Origin of the sequence: Streptomyces sp. NPDC086549, assembly GCF_044746205.1 — a bacterium.
Lineage (GTDB): Bacteria > Actinomycetota > Actinomycetes > Streptomycetales > Streptomycetaceae > Streptomyces.
Genome location: NZ_JBIVBS010000007.1, coordinates 247,665 through 265,777, shown reverse-complemented (window position 1 = coordinate 265,777; position 18,113 = coordinate 247,665). Strand labels below are relative to the sequence as shown.

General features: G+C 68.8%; 21 protein-coding genes. 9 read left to right on the top strand and 12 right to left on the bottom strand.

The annotated features are described in order from the left end of the window. Window positions 1–82: 82 nt before the first annotated feature. From ACIPSA_RS23770 to ACIPSA_RS23755, 4 genes are all read right to left on the bottom strand, one after another. Entirely contained in the window at window positions 83–520 is a 438-nt protein-coding gene (locus ACIPSA_RS23770; RefSeq protein ID WP_402637978.1) for an SsgA family sporulation/cell division regulator, read from the bottom strand. A gap of 99 nt (window positions 521–619) precedes the next feature. Further along, window positions 620–1,480: an IclR family transcriptional regulator gene (locus ACIPSA_RS23765; protein ID WP_402637977.1), complete on the bottom strand. Its 861-nt coding sequence runs from the start codon at window positions 1,478–1,480 to the stop codon at window positions 620–622. Window positions 1,481–1,677: 197 nt separating this feature from the next. Continuing rightward, entirely contained in the window at window positions 1,678–1,890 is a 213-nt protein-coding gene (locus tag ACIPSA_RS23760; protein ID WP_402637976.1) for a DUF5326 family protein, read from the bottom strand. Between the two features lie 133 nt (window positions 1,891–2,023). Further along, window positions 2,024–2,341: a cupin domain-containing protein gene (locus ACIPSA_RS23755; RefSeq protein WP_402637975.1), complete on the bottom strand. Its 318-nt coding sequence runs from the start codon at window positions 2,339–2,341 to the stop codon at window positions 2,024–2,026. A gap of 60 nt (window positions 2,342–2,401) precedes the next feature. Here ACIPSA_RS23755 and ACIPSA_RS23750 point away from each other — a divergent pair, with 60 nt between their 5' ends. The 5 genes from ACIPSA_RS23750 (at window position 2,402) to ACIPSA_RS23730 (ending at window position 6,125) form a co-directional block, all read left to right on the top strand. Then, window positions 2,402–2,782, top strand: a complete 381-nt coding sequence (locus tag ACIPSA_RS23750) for a phage holin family protein (protein ID WP_402637974.1) — start codon at window positions 2,402–2,404, stop codon at window positions 2,780–2,782. 4 nt (window positions 2,783–2,786) lie between these two features. Beyond that, a complete protein-coding gene (locus ACIPSA_RS23745; protein ID WP_402637973.1) occupies window positions 2,787–3,278 on the top strand; it encodes a low molecular weight protein-tyrosine-phosphatase in 492 nt (163 codons plus the stop codon). Next, complete coding sequence (locus ACIPSA_RS23740) at window positions 3,275–4,423, top strand: cystathionine gamma-lyase (protein ID WP_402637972.1); 1,149 nt, start codon at window positions 3,275–3,277, stop codon at window positions 4,421–4,423. The genes ACIPSA_RS23745 and ACIPSA_RS23740 overlap by 4 nt, the downstream gene beginning before the upstream one ends. 226 nt (window positions 4,424–4,649) lie before the next feature. Further along, entirely contained in the window at window positions 4,650–5,555 is a 906-nt protein-coding gene (locus tag ACIPSA_RS23735) for a LysR family transcriptional regulator (protein WP_402637971.1), read from the top strand. A gap of 87 nt (window positions 5,556–5,642) precedes the next feature. Further along, window positions 5,643–6,125 (top strand): NUDIX domain-containing protein, encoded by a 483-nt coding sequence (locus ACIPSA_RS23730; RefSeq protein ID WP_402637970.1) that lies wholly within the window; start codon window positions 5,643–5,645, stop codon window positions 6,123–6,125. Window positions 6,126–6,129: 4 nt separating this feature from the next. Here the strand turns inward: ACIPSA_RS23730 and ACIPSA_RS23725 are convergent, their stop codons facing one another. Beyond that, on the bottom strand, window positions 6,130–7,638 hold the full coding sequence (locus ACIPSA_RS23725) for a globin domain-containing protein (RefSeq protein WP_402637969.1): 1,509 nt from the start codon (window positions 7,636–7,638) through the stop codon (window positions 6,130–6,132). Between the two features lie 334 nt (window positions 7,639–7,972). Continuing rightward, window positions 7,973–8,605: an HAD family hydrolase gene (locus ACIPSA_RS23720; protein WP_402637968.1), complete on the bottom strand. Its 633-nt coding sequence runs from the start codon at window positions 8,603–8,605 to the stop codon at window positions 7,973–7,975. Between the two features lie 152 nt (window positions 8,606–8,757). Between ACIPSA_RS23720 and ACIPSA_RS23715 the strand changes: the two genes are divergently transcribed. After that, entirely contained in the window at window positions 8,758–9,624 is an 867-nt protein-coding gene (locus ACIPSA_RS23715; protein WP_402637967.1) for a GNAT family N-acetyltransferase, read from the top strand. A 78-nt stretch (window positions 9,625–9,702) separates the two neighbouring features. Here the strand turns inward: ACIPSA_RS23715 and ACIPSA_RS23710 are convergent, their stop codons facing one another. Together ACIPSA_RS23710 and ACIPSA_RS23705 are read right to left on the bottom strand one after the other, a co-directional pair. Further along, window positions 9,703–10,122, bottom strand: coding sequence for a heme-binding protein (locus ACIPSA_RS23710; protein ID WP_402637966.1), 420 nt, complete (start codon window positions 10,120–10,122; stop codon window positions 9,703–9,705). A 50-nt stretch (window positions 10,123–10,172) separates the two neighbouring features. Then, window positions 10,173–11,381 carry an MFS transporter gene (locus ACIPSA_RS23705; protein ID WP_402637965.1) on the bottom strand — a complete coding sequence of 403 codons (1,209 nt, stop codon included), beginning with the start codon at window positions 11,379–11,381 and terminating at the stop codon, window positions 10,173–10,175. A gap of 142 nt (window positions 11,382–11,523) precedes the next feature. Here ACIPSA_RS23705 and ACIPSA_RS23700 point away from each other — a divergent pair, with 142 nt between their 5' ends. Next, complete coding sequence (locus ACIPSA_RS23700; protein ID WP_402637964.1) at window positions 11,524–11,982, top strand: MarR family winged helix-turn-helix transcriptional regulator; 459 nt, start codon at window positions 11,524–11,526, stop codon at window positions 11,980–11,982. 9 nt (window positions 11,983–11,991) lie between these two features. Then, entirely contained in the window at window positions 11,992–12,444 is a 453-nt protein-coding gene (locus ACIPSA_RS23695) for a GNAT family N-acetyltransferase (protein WP_402637963.1), read from the top strand. A 67-nt stretch (window positions 12,445–12,511) separates the two neighbouring features. Here ACIPSA_RS23695 and ACIPSA_RS23690 read toward each other — a convergent pair whose 3' ends face one another. Further along, complete coding sequence (locus ACIPSA_RS23690; protein ID WP_402637962.1) at window positions 12,512–13,897, bottom strand: serine hydrolase domain-containing protein; 1,386 nt, start codon at window positions 13,895–13,897, stop codon at window positions 12,512–12,514. A gap of 44 nt (window positions 13,898–13,941) precedes the next feature. Continuing rightward, complete coding sequence (dnaB, locus tag ACIPSA_RS23685) at window positions 13,942–15,420, bottom strand: replicative DNA helicase (protein ID WP_402637961.1); 1,479 nt, start codon at window positions 15,418–15,420, stop codon at window positions 13,942–13,944. A 460-nt stretch (window positions 15,421–15,880) separates the two neighbouring features. Between dnaB and ACIPSA_RS23680 the strand changes: the two genes are divergently transcribed. Beyond that, on the top strand, window positions 15,881–17,218 hold the full coding sequence (locus ACIPSA_RS23680) for an MATE family efflux transporter (protein ID WP_402637960.1): 1,338 nt from the start codon (window positions 15,881–15,883) through the stop codon (window positions 17,216–17,218). A gap of 141 nt (window positions 17,219–17,359) precedes the next feature. Here the strand turns inward: ACIPSA_RS23680 and rplI are convergent, their stop codons facing one another. Next, the gene (gene rplI, locus ACIPSA_RS23675) at window positions 17,360–17,806 is read right to left on the bottom strand and encodes a 50S ribosomal protein L9 (RefSeq protein ID WP_402637959.1); all 447 of its coding nucleotides are present in this window, start codon (window positions 17,804–17,806) and stop codon (window positions 17,360–17,362) included. A gap of 18 nt (window positions 17,807–17,824) precedes the next feature. Further along, window positions 17,825–18,061: a 30S ribosomal protein S18 gene (gene rpsR / locus ACIPSA_RS23670; RefSeq protein ID WP_003949403.1), complete on the bottom strand. Its 237-nt coding sequence runs from the start codon at window positions 18,059–18,061 to the stop codon at window positions 17,825–17,827. Window positions 18,062–18,113 lie beyond the last annotated feature (52 nt).

Genomic DNA, 18,113 nt, shown 5'->3' with positions numbered 1-18,113 from the left:
AACGGGTGGCATTCGAGGAGAAGCGTTACTGCGCCGCCCCACGCGGCGCGGTGGAACACCCTGCGCTCGTCGCCGTAACGCTTCAGCCGGCGCTCTGCTCCTCGGCCAGGATGCGGTCCAGGGCCTCGTCGAGGTGGGCGTCGAAATCGGCGAGCGCTCCCTCCTGACCGAGCGGCACCAGCTTGTCCGTACGGTCGAGGAAGGCCACCAGCGGCGGCGCCGAGGAGCGGAACACCGCCTGGTCGCCACCGACCTGAAGTCGGATCAGCACCTCGCCCAGCACGTCCGCGTCGGCGGGAGCGATGTGCACATCGCCGTCCCCGCAGGGTCGACCCACCCCGTCGATCAGCAACTCGCGTCCGAAGGCCCAGGTCACCGGCGCGTCTCCGGGCAAATGGAAGGTCAGCCGCACGGCATAGGGATCACAGGTCTCGTATCGCAGCTCCACTGGGATACGGAAGGAGAGCTCCTCGGACACGAGAAAGCTCATCATGACCTCTGCCTGTACGGACTCACGCATCGCCTACCCCGTCTTATGACACCGACTGGCCGGGATTGATCCCTTTGACACTGGTCAAATCTTGCTGAAAGTACACGGGAGATCACAAGGAGTGAGTTTTCAGATACTGATAGAGATCGCGAGCGCTCCGAGATGCCGCCCGACCTCGGTCTGCAGTTGCCGGGCCGCGGGCAGCAGCCGGTGCTCCTGATGAGCGGGCAGGGACATGGCCATGGTGGCCGCCGTGGTGCCGACCGTGATCGGGATCGCCGCGCACACCGTCCCCAGCGCGTACTCCTGGCGCTCCGTGACGGGCTCCATCCGGCGAATCCGGTCCAGGCGCCGAAGCAGGCTCTGGCTGTCACGCACCGTGTACGGGGTGAGGGACTGCACGGGGTAGCGGTCGAGGTGGTCGCGGCGGGCGCTTTCGTCCATCTGGGACAGAAGGCACTGCCCGATGGCGTGCGCGTGCCCGGTCTCGCGGAAGTCGGCCCACTCCTCGACCGCCGGGTTGCCGGGGGTGTCGGAGACGCACAGGACCTCGATCTCGCCGTCCCGGTACATCGCGTAGTACACCGGTGCACCGATGGAATCGCGCCAATGCGCGAGCGTGTCCACGACCGTGCTGCGACGTTTCTGCTGTGCCCCGCTGCTGCCCAGCCGCTCGGCCGCCTCGCCGAGGAAGAACAGGCCCTTGTCACGGCGTAGATAGCCCTCGTGCACAAGGGTGCGCAGCAGGTGGTACGCCGTCGGGAGCGCGAGGCCGGTCTCGCGGGCCAGTTGCTTGGCGGGAGCGCCGTACTCGTGCTCGGCAACCGATTCCAGCAGGCGCATCGCCCGCTGCACGGAGCCGATGAGGGTGGCGGAGTGCGGCTGCTCGGGAACCGCCGCCGAGGTCGGCCGCCGCCCGGGAGACCCGGAGGAGCGCGGCTGCGCGGGTGGCGCGAGCGGTACTGCGGGTGCGGTGTCAGCCGTGGCCAAGGGTTAACTCCCGAAGCGCGAGGGGGCAGCCCGTGCGAAGGAACACGGGTGGGGTGTGCGCCGCCCGCGGGGCTGGACCCCGCGTCGAATTCCGGACTTTAACCGTCTGTCACCGCTCTCAGGCGACCTGCCCGGAAAACTTCCCTCGCGCGAGGGAACCGGTGATTCCTGTTACCGTCACCGGTTTCCCGCGGTGCTCACCAGTCGCTGCGCGACGAGGAGCCCGAGATGAACCTCCGCACGATGTAGATCAGTCCGCCGACCAGGGCCACGAAGACCAGCGCCTTGAAGAGCAGGCCGATCACGAACCCGACCACGCTGGCTATCAGGCCGCCGAACACGACCAGGGCGATGACCGGCACCGCGACCCACTTCACCCACCACGGCAGCCCCGCGAAGATCTCTCCCATTGCCCTTGTCCTTTGCAGTCTCGTGCGTTCTCTGTGTCCTGCAGTCGATGCTAGGGCCCCCAGGGGCCCGGCGGAGGTCTCGCGTCCCTTGTCCTCCCCTGACCATTCCCCTAGGGAACCCTGAGACGCGGGATCAGGCCTCAGGCGGAGAGAAGACCACCAGGACCCTCAGGTCCTCGCTGATGTGGTGGAACTTGTGGGCGACCCCGGCGGGCACGTACACCACGCTGCCACGCGCGACCTGGGTGGTCTCCGTGCCGACGGTGATCGAGGCGCGGCCGCTCACGACGAAGTACACCTCGTCCTGGCTGTGGGGCTTCTGCGGATCGTGCTCGCCCGCGTTGAGGGCGTAGAGACCGACCGACATGTTCCGCTCACGCAGAAACTGAAGGTAAGCCCCCTCGTTGGCGGCGCGCTCCGCCTCCAGTTCGTCCAGCCGGAATGCCTTCATCGCCCTTGTCCGCCTTTGCCTCACTGCTCAGATCCGGTCACGTCTGCCACGATCAGACACATGAAGAATTTCGTAGTCAAGACGATCGCCAACGCCGGCGCCCTGGCGGTCGCCGTGTGGCTGCTCGACAAGATCACTCTGACCGGTGACAGCACGGGCAAGAAGGTCGGCACGCTGATACTGGTCGCCCTGCTCTTCGGCCTCGTGAACACGCTGGTCAAGCCGATCGTGAAGGTCCTGACCTTCCCGCTGTTCATCCTGACCCTCGGCCTGATCACCCTGGTGGTCAACGCCCTGATGCTGTTGCTGACCTCGTGGCTGTGCGACAAGTTCGACCTGAGCTTCCACGTGGACGGCTTCTGGGCCGCCGTCGTCGGCGGTCTGATCATCTCGATCGTCTCCTGGGCGCTGAACGTCGTCCTGCCCGACGGCAAGGACTGACCCGATGAGGTACCGCGTCTGCTTCGTCTGCACCGGCAACATCTGCCGCTCCCCGATGGCCGAGTCCGTCTTCCGCGCCCGCGTCGCGGAGGCGGACCTGGAGGATCTGGTCGAGGTCGACAGCGCCGGTACGGGCGACTGGCACGAGGGCGACGACGCCGACCCGCGCACCGTGTCCGTCCTGGCGGAACACGGCTACGACGGCGACCACACGGCCCGGCAGTTCCAGGCGTTGTGGTTCTCGCACCTCGACCTCGTGATCGCCCTGGACTCCGGCCACCTCAAGGCCCTGCGCCGCCTGGCGCCCACGGAGGAGGACGCCCGGAAGGTGCGGCTGCTTCGTTCGTACGACCCCGCCGCCGACGACGACCTCGACGTACCGGACCCGTACTACGGCGGTCTGGACGGCTTCGAGGAGTGTCTTGAGATGGTGGAAGCGGCGAGCACGGGTCTGCTCGCCGCGGTCCGCGAGCACGTGGAGGGACAGGCGGCATGAGTGATTCCGCCGAGAACGACGGTCGTAGGGGCGAGGGCACGCGCGCGGTGCGCGCCGGCCTGCCCGAGCCGGTCAGGAACGAACCGACCCTGCCCGGTCCGGTGTTCGCCGCTCATTTCCATCTGCCGGGCGAGGTGACGGGTCCGTACGCCTACGGCCGTGACGACAACCCGACCTGGACCCTGCTGGAACGGGCCATCGGTGAGCTGGAGGCGCCCGGGCAGGACGGCGTCGAGACGCTCGTGTTCGCCTCCGGCATGGCCGCCATCTCATCGGTGCTGTTCTCCCAGCTGCGCGCCGGGGACGCGGTGGTGCTGCCGAGCGACGGCTACCAGGTGCTGCCCATGGTGCGTGCCCAGCTGGAGGCGTACGGCATCGAGGTCCGCACCGCGCCGACCGGCGGCGACGCACAGCTGGAGGTCCTCGACGGCGCGCGGCTGCTGTGGATCGAGTCCCCGTCCAACCCCGGGCTCGACGTGTGCGACATCCGGCGGCTGGTCGAGGCGGCACACGCGCGTGGAGCCCTGGTCGCCGTCGACAACACCCTCGCGACGCCGCTCGGTCAGCGGCCGCTGGAACTGGGCGCCGACTTCTCCGTGGCCAGCGGCACCAAGCAGCTCACCGGGCACGGGGACATCCTCCTGGGGTACGTCGTCGGCCGCGATGCGGGGACCATGGCCGCCGTACGCCGCTGGCGCAAGATCGTCGGGGCGATCTCCGGGCCCATGGAGGCGTGGCTGGCACACCGCTCCATCGCCACGCTCCAGCTGCGCGTGGACCGGCAGAACGCCACCGCCCTCGCGGTCGCCCAGGCCCTGCGCGAGCGGCCCGAGGTGTGCGGGCTGCGGTACCCCGGTCTGCCCGACGACCCGGCGCACAAGACCGCCTCGCAGCAGATGCACCGCTACGGATGCGTGGTCTCCTTCACGCTGCCCACGCGCGCGCGTGCCGAGCGTTTCCTCGACGCGCTGTGCCTCGTGGACGACGCGACCAGTTTCGGCGGAGTGCGTTCCACGGCCGAGCGGCGCCGCCGCTGGGGCGGCGACGCAGTGCCGGAGGGCTTCATTCGGCTGTCCGTCGGTGCCGAGGACGCCGAGGATCTGGTGACCGATGTGCTCCGGGCGCTCGACGAGTCGGCGGACTGACCGGATTGCGGACACCGGATCGGGGTCCGGCTACGTACAACGGACGGTCCGAGCCTCCCCCCTCGTGGCTCGGACCGCCCCGGTTCCGCGCGCGAAGAACCGCGCGACCAAGGCTAGTTGACTCTGTGTCAGTGTCCAATCACTGTAGCGACAGAGACCTATCGACTTATTTATAGTTGGTCCCTGCCTGGGGCCGGAGAAGGGCAGGGAAAGGGGAGGGCGTGCCATGGATCTGGCCTTGCTGCGCACCTTCGTGACCGTGCACCGGGCCGGCTCCTTCACCCGCGCCGCCGCACTGCTCGGCCTCTCGCAGCCGGCCGTCACCTCGCAGATCCGCACCCTGGAAAGACAGCTGGGCCGCCCGCTGTTCCTGCGGCAGGCACGGGGAGTGACTCCCACGACCATCGGCGACGAGCTCGCCCACAAGGCCGCGCCGCACCTGGACGCCCTGGTGGAGATAACCGAGACCGGACTCGACGACGAGTCCTCGTTACGCACCCTGCATCTCGCGGGTCCACCCGAGTTCACCGCCGAACGCGCACTGCCCGTCCTCACCGAGCTCACCGGCGACGACGGCCAGGTTTTCGCCCTGCGCGCCTCCTTCGGCAACGCGGAGGAGACCCTGGAGGGGCTGGCCGCCGGACATCATGATCTGGCCATCAGCACAGCCCGTCCACGCGGCGCCCTGCTCACGGCGACCGCACTGTGCGACGAGGAGCACGTGCTGGTCGCCGCCCCGCGCTGGGCCGAGGAGATCGGCTCCGGGATGCTGCGCCGCAAGGGCGCGCCCGCCCTGGAGAACCTGCCCGTCGTCGAGGTCCATGAGTCGCTGCCGTTCGTCTCGCGCTACTGGGCCTCCGTGTTCGACTCGCGGCCGGCCGCCTCGGGCACCGTCATCGTCCCCGACCTGCGTGCCGTCCTCTCGTGCGCGATCGCGGGCGCCGGACTCGCGGTGCTTCCCCGCTATCTGTGCGCCCCCGCCCTGGGCCTCGGAGAGGTCGTCGCGCTGCACGACCCCGCGGTGCCGCCCCTGCGGACGTACTTCCTGGTGGTGCGCACCGGCACGCTCGCCATGCCCCATGTGGCACGGGCGCATGAATGGCTCCTGCGCGCGGCCGCGGGCTGGTGCTGAGCGCCCCCTCGTCCGGATCACGCCATGCGGTCGGCCGATGGCGCTTTGCGATGTTTCACGTGGAACCAGCCGGGCCACATTTCATCCATGACCGTCCGACCCGTGGTCAAGCGCACCGCCCGTGCCGTCCTCCTGGACGGAGACGACCTGGTCCTGATCAAGCGCACCAAGCCCGGCGTCGATCCCTACTGGGTCACTCCCGGTGGCGGAGTCGAACCGGAGGACACGACCGTCGTCGACGCCCTGCACCGCGAGGTGCACGAGGAACTCGGCGCCAAGATCACCGACGTGGTGCCCTGCTTCGTGGACACCGTCGAGCACATCGGTGAGGACGGCGGCGCGACCGGAGTGAAGGTGCAGCACTTCTTCGTCTGCCGGCTGGAGTCCATGGACCCGGCCCTGCGCCATGGCCCCGAAATGGAGGAGCCGGCCGGCGAGTACGAAATCGTCCGCGTGCCGTTCACCCGGGTCGGCATCGCCTCCGTCCATCTCGTACCGCTGTCGCTGCGCCACTACCTCGACGGCAATATCGAGGGCGTACGCGCCATGCACGCCCCCGACCTCGGCTGACGGGTCAGTTCCCGATCACGACGAGTTCCTCGACCGAGTCGTGCCATATGCGCTCGGACGGGATGCCGGCGTCCCGCAGCGCGTCGACACCGCTGCGGATCATTCCGGGCGGGCCCGAGAGATAGGCGTCGTACTCGTTCCAGGGGCCATACTCGCGTACGGCGTCCGGGAGTTGGAGGTGCGCCTGCTGGTCGACGATCGCACGGACCGCGAGCCACGGGTGGGACTGCTGGAGCTGGAGCATCGTGTGGATGTCGTAGAGGTCGTGGTCGGTGCGGGCGCCGTAGAACACCTCGACCGGGCGGCGCTCGCCATGCTCGGCGACGTCCTCGACCAGCGCCTTGATGGGGGCGATGCCGGTGCCGCCGCCCAGACAGAGCAGACCGCTGTCGGTGGTGTGGTCGACGGTCATCGAACCGGTCGGCGGGCCGAGCCGGATGATGTCCCCGGGGCGGGCACGGTGCACCAGCGCGTTCGAGACCCAGCCGGCGGGGACTGCCTTCACATGGAACGTCAGCAGCCCGTCCGGGCGGGGCGTGGAGGCGAAGGAGTAGTGCCGCCAGATCCGCGGCCACCAGGGTGTCTCCACGCTCGTGTACTGCCCGGCGAGGAAGGGGTAGGGCTGGTCGGGGCGGACGGTGATGACGGCTACGTCCGGCGTCCTGAGGTCGTGGCTGACGACTTCCGCGTACCACCAGGCGGGGGCCCGCAGTGCGTCCGCGGCCGCCGCGTCGATCATCACCTGCGAGATCGTCGTGTACGTCCGCACCCAGGCCGCCTCCGTCTCCGCGTCCCAGACGGCGGAGGCGTACCTGCTCAGCGCGCCGATGAGGCACTCACCGACGGCCGGGTAGTGCTCGGCCCGCGTGCCGTACTTGCGGTGACCGCGCCCCAGGTTCTGCAGGTAGTCGACGAGGACGGGCGTGTTGTCGATGTGTTCGGCCGCGGTGAGCAGTGCTCTGAGCAGCCGGTCCCGCTGGGTGTCCATCGCGGCCGGGAACAGGGACCGCAGGTCGGGGTGGCGGACGAAGAGGAGTGCGTAGAAGTACGAGGTGACCTTGTCGGCCACGGGAGCGACCTCGGCCATGGTGCGGCGGACGAGGATGGCGTCCGGGGAGGCTTCCTCGGTCACGGGAGCCGGACGCTGGACGGGCACGCGCTGCTCGAACGGCAGTGCGGCGGAAGCCGTGTGCGCGGCCGCGGGCGCGGGGACCGACGGTCCGGACGGCGGTATTCGCTCCTGAGCGGCCGGGGCCCCGCTCATGGGGGCGGGGCGGTCGCTCCCGGCGGCAGGGCCGGAAGGGTCCGTCCAGGGGCCTGGAGCCCCCTCCGCCGCGGGTCGCCCCACCGGCCGTACCGCAGTCGGCGGACGGGCTTCGGGCGCCTCCCGGCCATCGGTCGGCGGTGCATCCGGTGGCATCTTGCGCGGCATGAACCAGCCGCCCCCGCCGGCCGTGCCGTTGTCCGCCGACGCGGTGGTCGGAGCGTCCATGGTGTGCCTCGCCTCGAACATCTCTCGGTCGGTCTGCGCACTTCCTGGTCCGGAAAGTGCCTGCTTTCCCCCGCGGACGGTTCACCTTTCCGGTTCCGGCCAAAGGGCCAATGCGGCCGCATTCAACCCGCAGCATCCCACCCGAGCGGATACCTCGGCCGCATACCCGGAAATACGGGTCTTCGATCTCTCCGTCCCGTTAGGCTGCATTGCCCCTGATCTCGACACGCACGGGACAGTCTGCGCCTCATCCCGGACGTGAACCGGAGTCGACCATACCGGCCGTCGCCGTACACACAAGTCCCCCTGTGCTCCCCCACGAGTCACGCAGGGGGTGCCCCATCCATTCCTTCAATTACCGGGCGCCACAAGCCAATTCGTAGGCATCCCACAGATCCCGTCCCGTGTAGGAGTGCGTCGCGAGACCGGCCAGATACCCGTCCGCATTGACCGCGACGGATACCGGGACCGCAGCGAACAGGTCGCTGTCCGACATCGAGTCGCCATAGGCGATGCAGTCGACTCGTGTCAGTCCGAACTCCCGGCACAGCCGGTCCGCGATCCGCACCTTGGCCGCGGAGTTGAGAACTCCGGCCGGGTCCACGGGCTCGGTGAACGGCAGGTCGGGGAAACGAGATCCAAATGCCACGTGCGCCCCCCAGTCCAGGAGCCGTTCCACGAAGAATGACGGCGAGAGCGACACCACGGCGCAGTACTCACCCGAGTTTCTGATCTCCGCCCACACGTCACGAATGCGCGCCAGCCAGGGAGCACCTTCAAAGGCCGCACCGACATGCGCCTCGGTCAGATCGGCCCACAGAGCGTGCACCTGGGCCGCATACTCCGGTGGGCCTATCCGCCCCTCCGAGATCGCCCGCTCAAGCGCCACTGTCTCTGCTTCCAGTCCCAGCTGGCGCGAAATCTCCAGGGGAGCGGAGGTGCCGTGCAGCAAAGTGCCGTCAAGATCGAAGAGGTGAAGTCTCGCCATGGGCCTTGAGGCTAACCGGCGGCCGGATGTTTCACGTGAAACACCCCGCCCCTGTCCGCACGCTGTCGGATAGCTATGACATGGCCAAAAGCACGTGCGTCCACCCCGAAACAGGTGGACGCCACGGGTACTGGTCGGACAGCCTGACCTGCGTGCCAACTCCTTTTCTCGCCACTCTGCCCATCCGCCGGTTGACGCCTCGCGACCTCATCGCCTGCGCCGACCTGTCAGAGGATCGGGGGTGGCCACGCGAGGAGCACAAGTGGGGCTTCCTCCTCACGTCCGGGAAGGGCTACGGCATCGACGACCCCGACGGCGGCCTCGTCGCCGCGTGCGTCGTGACGGAATACGGCCCTCGGGACCGTCCGGCTCTGGGGGCCATCGGTATGGTCCTGGTCGCCGAACGGCACGCCCGCCAGGGCGTCGGACGCCGACTGATGCGGCACGTCGTCTCGATGATGGGGACCACCCCGCTGACCCTGCATGCGACGCCGTACGGCCGGCCGCTGTACGAGGAGCTCGGCTTCAAGGTCACCGGGCGCGCCGAGATGCTCCGTGGCCACTTCAGCCCGGAAGGGGCGGAGCCCCGGACGGAAACGCGTGCGGCCACGGCCGAGGACCTCACCTCGATCCTCCGGCTCGACGAGGAGGTGTTCGGCACCGATCGCACCCACATCATCACGCGGCTGCCCGCCTTCGCCGATCAGCTGCGCGTCGCCGAGGAGAACGGCCGGATCGTCGGCTACGCGGCCGCCTGGCCCAACATGGACACCCATGTCGTCGGCCCGCTGATCGCCCGCGACACGGAGACCGCGAAGGCTCTCCTGGCCTCGTTCGCTCCCCGGACCGAGCGTCCACTGCGCATCGACATCGACGTACGACACGAGGAGCTTCTGGCCTGGGCTCAGGAACACGGGCTGAAGTCCGTGTCGTCCAATGCCGTCATGACGTACGGCATCACGGAGTTGCCCGGGGACTGGACCAGGCGGTTCGCACCGGTGACGGTTGCGGCGGGCTGAGGAACGCTCACCCGTAGGACGAACGCCGGCTCCCACCGCATGGCGGGAGCCGGCGTTGCCGGCCGGGGACGCACGGGATCAGGCCAGTGCCTCCAGGGCCGCGAGGGCGAAGCCGTGGTCCTGCTCCGGTGCACCGCCGCCGACGCCGATCGCGCCGATCAGGCGACCGTCGCGATGGACCGGGACACCGCCCGCGATGAACAGCAGCGGCCGGTCGAGCGCGGTGGGCAGGGTGTGGAAGAGTCCGCCCGGCTGGACGGCGTCGACGAGGTCTGCCGTCGGAGTGTTCAGCTGGAGCGCCGTGTAGGCCTTGCGGGTGCTGGTCTCCCCTGAGATCAGCACGGCCTGGTCGTCCCGCCGGAAGGCGAGCAGATGACCGCCCGCGTCCAGGACGGTGACGCTGACCATGACTCCGGCAACCTCGGCCGCACGGCGGGCCTCCGTGACGAGAATCTCGGCGTCGCGGGTGGTGAGCGGGGCGACGGCGGTGGTGCTCATGGGTGTTTCGCCTTGAGGTTCTGCGGAGGTCGAACTCGGTGGGGCGGGGCTCAGTGACGCACGGGCGTCCGCCGCGCGGCGGGCGCGGCACCCGCCACCACGGCGCTGGGGACGCCGTCGCGGCGCTCCAGGGCAGCCGAGAGGACGGCAAGGACGAGGGCGGCTGCGGCGAGAGCGGCGCCGACCCAGTTGGGGGCGGTGTAACCGAGGCCGGCCGTGATCACGATGCCGCCGAGCCAGGCGGAGAGGGCGTTGCCGAGGTTGAAGGCGCCGATGTTCACGGCGGAGGCCAGGGTGGGTGCGCCGTGCGCCTGGTCGAGGACGCGCTTCTGCAGCGGCGGGACGGTCGCGAAGCCGAGGGCTCCGATGAGAGCGATGGTCACGGCCGCAGCGATCTTGTTGTGTGCGGTGAGCGTGAAGAGCGCGAGCACGACGGCCAGGGCACCCAGGGAGACGTACAGCATGGGCATCAGGGCGCGGTCGGCGAACTTGCCGCCGACGAGGTTCCCACCGACCATGCCGAGGCCGAAGAGCACGAGCAGCCAGGTCACGGAGCCGTCGGCGAAGCCGGCGACGTGAGTCATCATCGGCACGATGTAGGTGATGGCCGCGAAGACGCCGCCGAAGCCGAGGACGGTCATCGCCATGGCGAGCAGGACCTGGGCGTTCTTGAAGGCGGCCAGTTCGTGGCGCAGGTGTACACCTTCCGGCCTGGGCAGCTCGGGGACGAGCTTGGCGATACCCGCCAGGCCGACGACCCCGAGGGCGGCGACGATGCCGAAGGTCACGCGCCAGCCGACGTTCTGCCCGATGAGCGTGCCCAGCGGGACGCCGACGACGTTGGCCACGGTCAGACCGGTGAACATCATCGCGATGGCTCCGGCCTTCTTGTCCGGGGCGACCAGTTCGGCCGCGACGACCGAGCCGATGCCGAAGAAGGCGCCATGGGCGAGAGATGCGATCACACGCCCGATCAGCATGACCGCGAAGGCGGGGGCGACGGCGGACAGCAGGTTTCCGGCGATGAACAGGCCCATCAGCAGCATCAGCATCCGCTTGCGCGAGACCTTGGTGCCGAGCGCGGTCATCAGCGGAGCGCCGATCACCACGCCTAGCGCGTAGCCCGTGACGAGCAGGCCCGCGGTGGGGATGGAGACCCCGAAGTCACTCGCGACCTCGGGCAGCAAGCCCATGATCACGAACTCTGTGGTTCCGATTCCGAAGGCCCCGATCGCGAGGGCCAGAAGCGCGAGAGGCATGTGGGGGTGCACCTTCCCAGATGATTGCAGGAGCGCTTTGCGTGCGTCCACAATAGTTGCAGACGCTGGCTACATGCAACAGCTGGATATTGCGAACCTGCTCTATCCTGGTTTCAGCCGCTCCGGAACGGAGGAAACGCCAATGACAGCGACGGACCCCGCGCTCACCGCCCTCTCCCAGGGCTGGTGCGCCCTCTCCCTGCTGCACGGGAGGATCGAGGCGCACATAGAACGGGCCCTGCAGGCGAAGCACGACCTGAGCGTGCGCGAGTACTCCCTGCTCGACGTGCTCAGCCGCCAGCACGACGGCGAAGGGGGGCATCTGCAGATGAAGCAGGTCGCCGACGCGGTCGTCCTCAGCCAGAGCGCCACCACCCGGCTGGTCACCCGTCTCGAGGACCGCGGCCTGCTCGAGCGCTATCTGTGCCCCACCGACCGCCGCGGCATCTACACGAACGTCACCGAAGCGGGACTCAAGCTGCTCGACGATGCCCGCCCCACCAATGACGCCGCCCTGCGCGAGGCTCTCGACGAAGCGGCCAGGAACCCCGAACTCGCACCGCTGGTAAGGGCCGTGGAGTCGCTGCACGCACCTGCGTAGGGTGAGGCCATGGGAGATCTTGAAGTGCGCGCCGTTGTCGCCGCCGACATCCCCGCCGTCGTCGGCATGCTCGCCGACGATCCGCTGGGCGCTCAGCGCGAGTCACCGGACGACCTGACTCCATACCTGGCCGCGCTGGAACGGCTCACCGCCGACCCGAACCAGCACGTGGTCGTGGCAGTACGCGAGGGCCGTATCGTCGGCACCCTCCAGCTCACGATCATTCCCGGACTGTCACGGCGCGGTGCCACCCGGTCGATCATCGAGGGCGTACGCATCCACGCGGACGAGCGCGGCGGCGGCCTGGGCGCGCAGCTCATCGAGTGGGCGATCGAGGAATCCCGTCGCCAGAACTGCCAGTTGGTGCAGCTGACGTCCGACACCTCGCGCACCGACGCCCGCCGCTTCTACGAGCGGCTCGGCTTCACGGCCTCTCATGTGGGCTTCAAGCTCCAGCTCTGAGTCCCATCCAGGTCCCATCAAGCGGCCTGTTTCACGTGAAACAGGCCGCTTCCCGTGCGGGACCCGTCTAGCCGATGCCGCGCCACCCCTCGGGGTCCACCCCGCCGGGCACCGGAGCCCCCTGCTCGTACGGCTGGCGCGTGAACACGAACGACCCGAGGTCCAGGTGGCTCAGCGCCCCGTCCGGGCGCCGTACGGGCCGCAGGAGCTCTCCGGCGTAGTAGCCCTCCAGGCCGGTCCAGCTGCCGTCACCGTTGGCCCGGAAACGCGACCGGCGGCCGTTGCCGGACAGCGGCCCCAGCGAGATGAGTCCGTCGGCAGTCACCCGCAGGGCGAAGGCTTGCGTGCCCCAGTACCACTGGCCCGCCAGCTCCACCACGGAGGAATCTGCTGCCCGCAGTGGCCGCCATGGCTCCGGGATGCGTGGCTCGGCCTCGGCGACGATGCGTACGAGATCGGCGCCGACCGCGGACAACAGCGGGCCTGAGGTGCAGTTGGCCAGCACCACGGCCGCGACATCGTCCACCACGCTGATGACGAGGTTCGCCAGGAAGCCCGGGAGTGAACCCGAGTGCCCCACCAACAGGCGGCCGTCCCGGTTCTGGATCTGCATACCGAGTCCGTACGAGGCGCCGTCCACCACATCCGCGGCCTCGGCCGGCGCAGCGGGCGTCCGCATGTCCTGTACGGACTCCGCGCTCAGCACCCGGTCGTCCCCCTTGGCCAGGAAGGCGGCGAACCGGGCCAGGTCACCGGAGGTGGACCAGAGCTGACCGGCGGGAGCCATCCTTCCAAGGTCCTCGGCGGGCTCCGGCAGCATCACATCGGCCCAGGGATGCACGGCCCAGCCACCCGCGTGCGGCGCCTGCGGCTGAGCACTCGTGCGGCTCAGACCCAGCGGCTCGAGGATCTCGCGCCGCAGGACAGCCTCCCAGGGAGCCCCTCGCAGCTCCTCCACCAGCGCACCCAGCAGCGTGAAGCCTGGGTTCGAGTAGTGGTGGCGGCGGCCGGCGGGGTGCAGGAAGGGCTGCTCGCCGAGGACGTCGGCGAGTTCGGGGCGCAGCGACCCGGGTGTGCGTTCCCACCACGGCCCGGGCGACTCGGCCGCCAACCCACCGGTGTGCGCGAGCAGTTCGGCGACGGTGGCCTCCCCCGCGCCGGTTCCCGGCAGGTGTTTCTCCAGGGGGTCACCCAGGTCGAGCAGTCCCTCGTCGCGCAGCCGGAGCACAAGGACGGCGGTGAAGGTCTTGGTGATCGAGCCGATCCGGTACTGCACGTTCTCGTCCGGGGCGTGCCCGTCCACCGACGTCCGCGCCCCGTGCCACACGGCCCTGCCGTCCCTCACCACCGCCGCCACCAGCGACGGCGCCCGTCCCTCGGCCTGCGCCAGGGCGATCCGGTGCAGCAGCGCTCGTCGCGTACCGGGAAGCAGCTCTTCCTGCGATGTCGTCATGAGCCCAGTCCACCCGTTGCGGCGATATGCGTCGAGTTCATTTCTCAGGTCTGCGCCATGTCCACGAACCGCGAGTAGTGGCCCTGGAAGGCCACCGTGATCGTCGCGGTCGGACCGTTACGGTGCTTGGCGACGATCAGGTCGGCCTCGCCCGCACGCGGGGACTCCTTCTCGTACGCGTCCTCGCGGTGCAGCAGGATGACCATGTCGGCGTCCTGCTCGATGGAGCCGGACTCACGCAGGTCGGAGACCATCGGCTTCTTGTCGGTGCGCTGCTCGGGGCCACGGTTCAGCTGGGAGAGCGCGATGACCGGGACCTCCAGCTCCTTGGCGAGCAGCTTGAGGTTACGGGACATGTCCGAGACCTCCTGCTGACGGCTCTCGGCACGCTTGGAGCCGCCGGACTGCATCAGCTGGAGATAGTCGATGACCACCAGCCTGATGTCGTTGCGCTGTTTGAGGCGGCGGCACTTGGCGCGGATCTCCATCATCGACAGGTTCGGGGAGTCGTCGATGAAGAGCGGGGCGGCCGAGACGTCGGGCATACGGCGGGCCAGTCGCGTCCAGTCCTCGTCGGTCATCGTGCCCGAGCGCATGTGGTGCAGGGCGACGCGTGCCTCGGCGGACAGCAGGCGCATGGCGATCTCGTTGCGGCCCATTTCGAGCGAGAAGATGACGCTCGGCAGGTTGTGCTTGATCGAGGCGGCTCGCGCGAAGTCCAGCGCGAGCGTCGACTTACCCATGGCGGGACGCGCCGCGATGACGATCATCTGGCCGGGGTGCAGACCATTGGTCAGTGAGTCGAAGTCCGTAAACCCTGTGGGTACGCCCGTCATCTCACCGCTGCGTGAGCCGATCGCCTCGATCTCGTCGAGGGCGCCTTCCATGATGTCGCCGAGCGGAAGGTAGTCCTCGCTGGTGCGCTGCTCGGTGACGGCGTAGATCTCGGCCTGGGCCCGGTTGACGATCTCGTCGACGTCGTCGTCGGCCGCGTATCCCATTTGTGTGATGCGCGTGCCGGCCTCGACCAGGCGGCGCAGTACGGCCCGCTCGTGGACGATCTCGGCGTAGTACTCCGCGTTGGCCGCGGTCGGCACCGTCTGGACGAGGGTATGCAGATACGAAGCGCCGCCGACCTTGTTGATCTCGCCGCGCTTGGTGAGCTCGGCGGCGATCGTGATGGGGTCGGCCGGATCGCCCTTCGCGTAGACGTCGAGGATGGCCTGGTAGATCGTCTCGTGGGCGGGCTTGTAGAAGTCATGGCCCTTGAGGACCTCGACGACGTCCGCGATGGCGTCCTTGGACAGCAGCATGCCGCCGAGAACGGACTGCTCGGCGTCGAGATCCTGTGGCGGCACCCGCTCGAAGGCCGAGCCGCCGCCGTCCCATTCCCCGTTCTCCCGGCCCCGGTCGTGCTGCTCGTCACGGCTCCGGCCGCCGTCGCCGCGCCGACGGGAGACGGGCAGACGATCACTGGGACCGCTGTCGGCCCACGGGTCGTCCAAGGGCTCGGAAATACTCACCGAGCCACCTCCTCCCGTCCGCCCAGCGGACCTCGCCGTGCCTCTCTTTTCTACGGCACGGCACTGACAATTGAGAGGCCCAACTCCGTTGCTGACGCGTCGGATTTGTGACGTTTTCCGAGCACGGTGGACGGAGCGGGCGCCGGACTACGTTAGGCCCGTCGGCACCGTCAGCCAATCTGGTTATCCACAGGCCATGTGGACGGCGGCCCCGATGCTGTGGAGAACTCGGCAAAACCTGTGCACGACCCGGTGGACAGCCTTGTGAACAAGGCCTCGATTCCCTTGCGGAAAATGCCCTGACCTGGAGTTTTGCCGTCCACCGTCTGTGCAGAAGAAAAACTTCCCCAGTCGGATCAAGATCTCTTCGAACGGCGCGCCAGGCCACGCGACGTCAGACACACAGTAAGGACCAGTCGGCATTTGCACCTCTTACCTGTGGACGATTAGATTAGCGCTCATGCCATTGGCTCCCACGATCCCCAGGACCACCCGGCGACGTCACGACCGTGAGATCGTCGGGCTGGCCGTCCCGGCCTTCGGCGCACTCGTCGCCGAGCCGCTGTTCGTCATGGCCGACAGCGCGATCGTCGGCCACCTCGGCACGGCTCAGCTCGCCGGTCTCGGCGTGGCGTCGGCCCTCCTCACGACCGCCGTGAGCGTGTTCGTCTTCCTCGCTTACGCCACCACGGCCGCCGTCGCCCGCCGCGTCGGCGCGGGCGACCTCCAGGCAGCCATACGCCAGGGCATGGACGGCATCTGGCTGGCGCTGCTGCTCGGAGCCGCAGTCATCGCCGCCGTGCTGCCCCTGGCCCACGGTCTCGTGTCTCTCTTCGGCGCCTCGCACACCGCCGCTCCCTACGCGACGACCTATCTGCGCATCTCCGCACTGGGTATCCCGGCGATGCTGGTCGTGCTGGCCGCGACCGGGGTGCTGCGCGGGCTTCAGAACACCAGGACCCCGCTGTACGTCGCCGTCGCGGGCTTCGTCGTCAACGCCGCCCTCAACGCCGGGCTCGTCTACGGCGCAGGTCTCGGCATCGCCGGCTCCGCCTGGGGCACCGTCATCACCCAGTTCGGCATGGCGCTGGTCTATCTCGCCGTCGTCGTCCGGGGCGCCCGTGCGCACGGGACGTCACTGCGGCCCGACGCCGCCGGCATCAGGGCCTCCGCACAGGCCGGGATCCCCCTGCTCGTCCGCACGATGTCGCTCCGGGCGATCCTCATGATCGCCACGGCCGTCGCGGCCCGCCTCGGAGATGCCGACATCGCCGCCCACCAGATCATCCTGTCCCTGTGGAGCCTGCTGGCCTTCGCCCTGGACGCCATCGCGATCGCGGGTCAGGCCATCATCGGGCGCTACCTGGGCGCGGACGACGCCCAGGGCGCCCGCGAGGCCTGCCGCCGCATGGTCCAGTGGGGCATCGCCACCGGTGTCGTACTGGGCCTGCTCGTGGTGGCCGCCCGGCCGCTGTTCCTCCCGCTGTTCACCAGCGACTCCGTGGTCAAGAGCACGGCACTGCCCGCACTGCTGATGGTGGCCCTCTCACAGCCCGTCTGCGGGATCGTCTTCGTCCTGGACGGTGTCCTGATGGGCGCCGGGGACGGGCCCTACCTGGCCTGGGCCATGGTGCTGACCTTGGCGGTGTTCGCCCCGGTCGCGCTGCTCATCCCCACGCTGGGCGGAGGTCTCACCGCGCTCTGGGCGGCCATGACCCTCATGATGACGGTCAGGATGCTGACCCTCTGGCTGCGTGCCCGATCGGGTCACTGGATCGTGACGGGTGCGACGCGCTGACCGTTTCACGTGAAACATGAGCGTGCCGCAACTGCCCCCGGGCACGTGCCGCAACCGACCGCGGGCATGGAAAAGGGGCCGCACCCCTCAGGGATGCGGCCCCTTTCACCGGCTCAAGCGAGCACAGTGATCACGCGGCGATCAGGCCGCGACGACCTCGATGTTGACCTTGGCGGCAACCTCGGGGTGCAGACGCACGGACGTCTCGTGGGCGCCCAGGGTCTTGATCGGCGAACCGAGCTCGATGCGACGCTTGTCGACCTCGGGGCCACCGGAAGCCTTGATCGCGAAAGCGATGTCGGCCGGGGTGACGGAACCGAAGAGACGGCCGGAGTCGCCGGAGCGAACGGCCAAGCGGACCTTGACGCCCTCGAGCTGGGCCTTCACAGCGTTGGCCTGCTCGATGGTCTGGATCTCGTGGATCTTGCGAGCACGACGGATCTGCTCGACGTCCTTCTCGCCACCCTTGGTCCAGCGGATAGCGAACTTCCGCGGGATGAGGTAGTTGCGAGCGTAACCGTCCTTGACGTCGACGACTTCGCCGGCGGCACCGAGGCCGGAGACCTCGTGGGTGAGGATGATCTTCATTAGTCGGTCACCCTTCCCTTAGCGCGCGGTGGACGTGTAGGGCAGCAGCGCCATCTCACGGCTGTTCTTGACGGCCGTGGCGACGTCACGCTGGTGCTGCGTGCAGTTGCCGGTCACGCGGCGGGCACGGATCTTGCCGCGGTCGGAAATGAACTTCCGCAGCATGTTCGTGTCCTTGTAGTCCACGTACGTGACCTTGTCCTTGCAGAAAGCGCAGACCTTCTTCTTCGGCTTGCGCACAGGCGGCTTCGCCATGGTGATTCTCCTGTGTGATCAAGAAGTTTGGGTACGACCCACCCTCGGTCCG

What these genes read in the sequence shown, in the direction of transcription:
- ACIPSA_RS23700 (WP_402637964.1), top strand. Translation starts at nt 11,524, where the DNA reads ATGACAGCGACGGACCCCGCGCTCACCGCCCTCTCCCAGGGCTGGTGC.
- ACIPSA_RS23760 (WP_402637976.1), bottom strand. Translation starts at nt 1,890, where the DNA reads ATGGGAGAGATCTTCGCGGGGCTGCCGTGGTGGGTGAAGTGGGTCGCG.
- ACIPSA_RS23680 (WP_402637960.1), top strand. Translation starts at nt 15,881, where the DNA reads ATGCCATTGGCTCCCACGATCCCCAGGACCACCCGGCGACGTCACGAC.
- ACIPSA_RS23690 (WP_402637962.1), bottom strand. Translation starts at nt 13,897, where the DNA reads ATGACGACATCGCAGGAAGAGCTGCTTCCCGGTACGCGACGAGCGCTG.
- ACIPSA_RS23750 (WP_402637974.1), top strand. Translation starts at nt 2,402, where the DNA reads ATGAAGAATTTCGTAGTCAAGACGATCGCCAACGCCGGCGCCCTGGCG.
- ACIPSA_RS23705 (WP_402637965.1), bottom strand. Translation starts at nt 11,381, where the DNA reads ATGCCTCTCGCGCTTCTGGCCCTCGCGATCGGGGCCTTCGGAATCGGA.
- ACIPSA_RS23725 (WP_402637969.1), bottom strand. Translation starts at nt 7,638, where the DNA reads ATGTTCGAGGCGAGGCACACCATGGACGCTCCGACCACCGCGTCGGCG.
- ACIPSA_RS23720 (WP_402637968.1), bottom strand. Translation starts at nt 8,605, where the DNA reads ATGGCGAGACTTCACCTCTTCGATCTTGACGGCACTTTGCTGCACGGC.
- rplI (WP_402637959.1), bottom strand. Translation starts at nt 17,806, where the DNA reads ATGAAGATCATCCTCACCCACGAGGTCTCCGGCCTCGGTGCCGCCGGC.
- ACIPSA_RS23695 (WP_402637963.1), top strand. Translation starts at nt 11,992, where the DNA reads ATGGGAGATCTTGAAGTGCGCGCCGTTGTCGCCGCCGACATCCCCGCC.
- ACIPSA_RS23755 (WP_402637975.1), bottom strand. Translation starts at nt 2,341, where the DNA reads ATGAAGGCATTCCGGCTGGACGAACTGGAGGCGGAGCGCGCCGCCAAC.
- ACIPSA_RS23730 (WP_402637970.1), top strand. Translation starts at nt 5,643, where the DNA reads ATGACCGTCCGACCCGTGGTCAAGCGCACCGCCCGTGCCGTCCTCCTG.
- ACIPSA_RS23745 (WP_402637973.1), top strand. Translation starts at nt 2,787, where the DNA reads ATGAGGTACCGCGTCTGCTTCGTCTGCACCGGCAACATCTGCCGCTCC.
- ACIPSA_RS23740 (WP_402637972.1), top strand. Translation starts at nt 3,275, where the DNA reads ATGAGTGATTCCGCCGAGAACGACGGTCGTAGGGGCGAGGGCACGCGC.
- rpsR (WP_003949403.1), bottom strand. Translation starts at nt 18,061, where the DNA reads ATGGCGAAGCCGCCTGTGCGCAAGCCGAAGAAGAAGGTCTGCGCTTTC.
- ACIPSA_RS23735 (WP_402637971.1), top strand. Translation starts at nt 4,650, where the DNA reads ATGGATCTGGCCTTGCTGCGCACCTTCGTGACCGTGCACCGGGCCGGC.
- ACIPSA_RS23770 (WP_402637978.1), bottom strand. Translation starts at nt 520, where the DNA reads ATGCGTGAGTCCGTACAGGCAGAGGTCATGATGAGCTTTCTCGTGTCC.
- ACIPSA_RS23710 (WP_402637966.1), bottom strand. Translation starts at nt 10,122, where the DNA reads ATGAGCACCACCGCCGTCGCCCCGCTCACCACCCGCGACGCCGAGATT.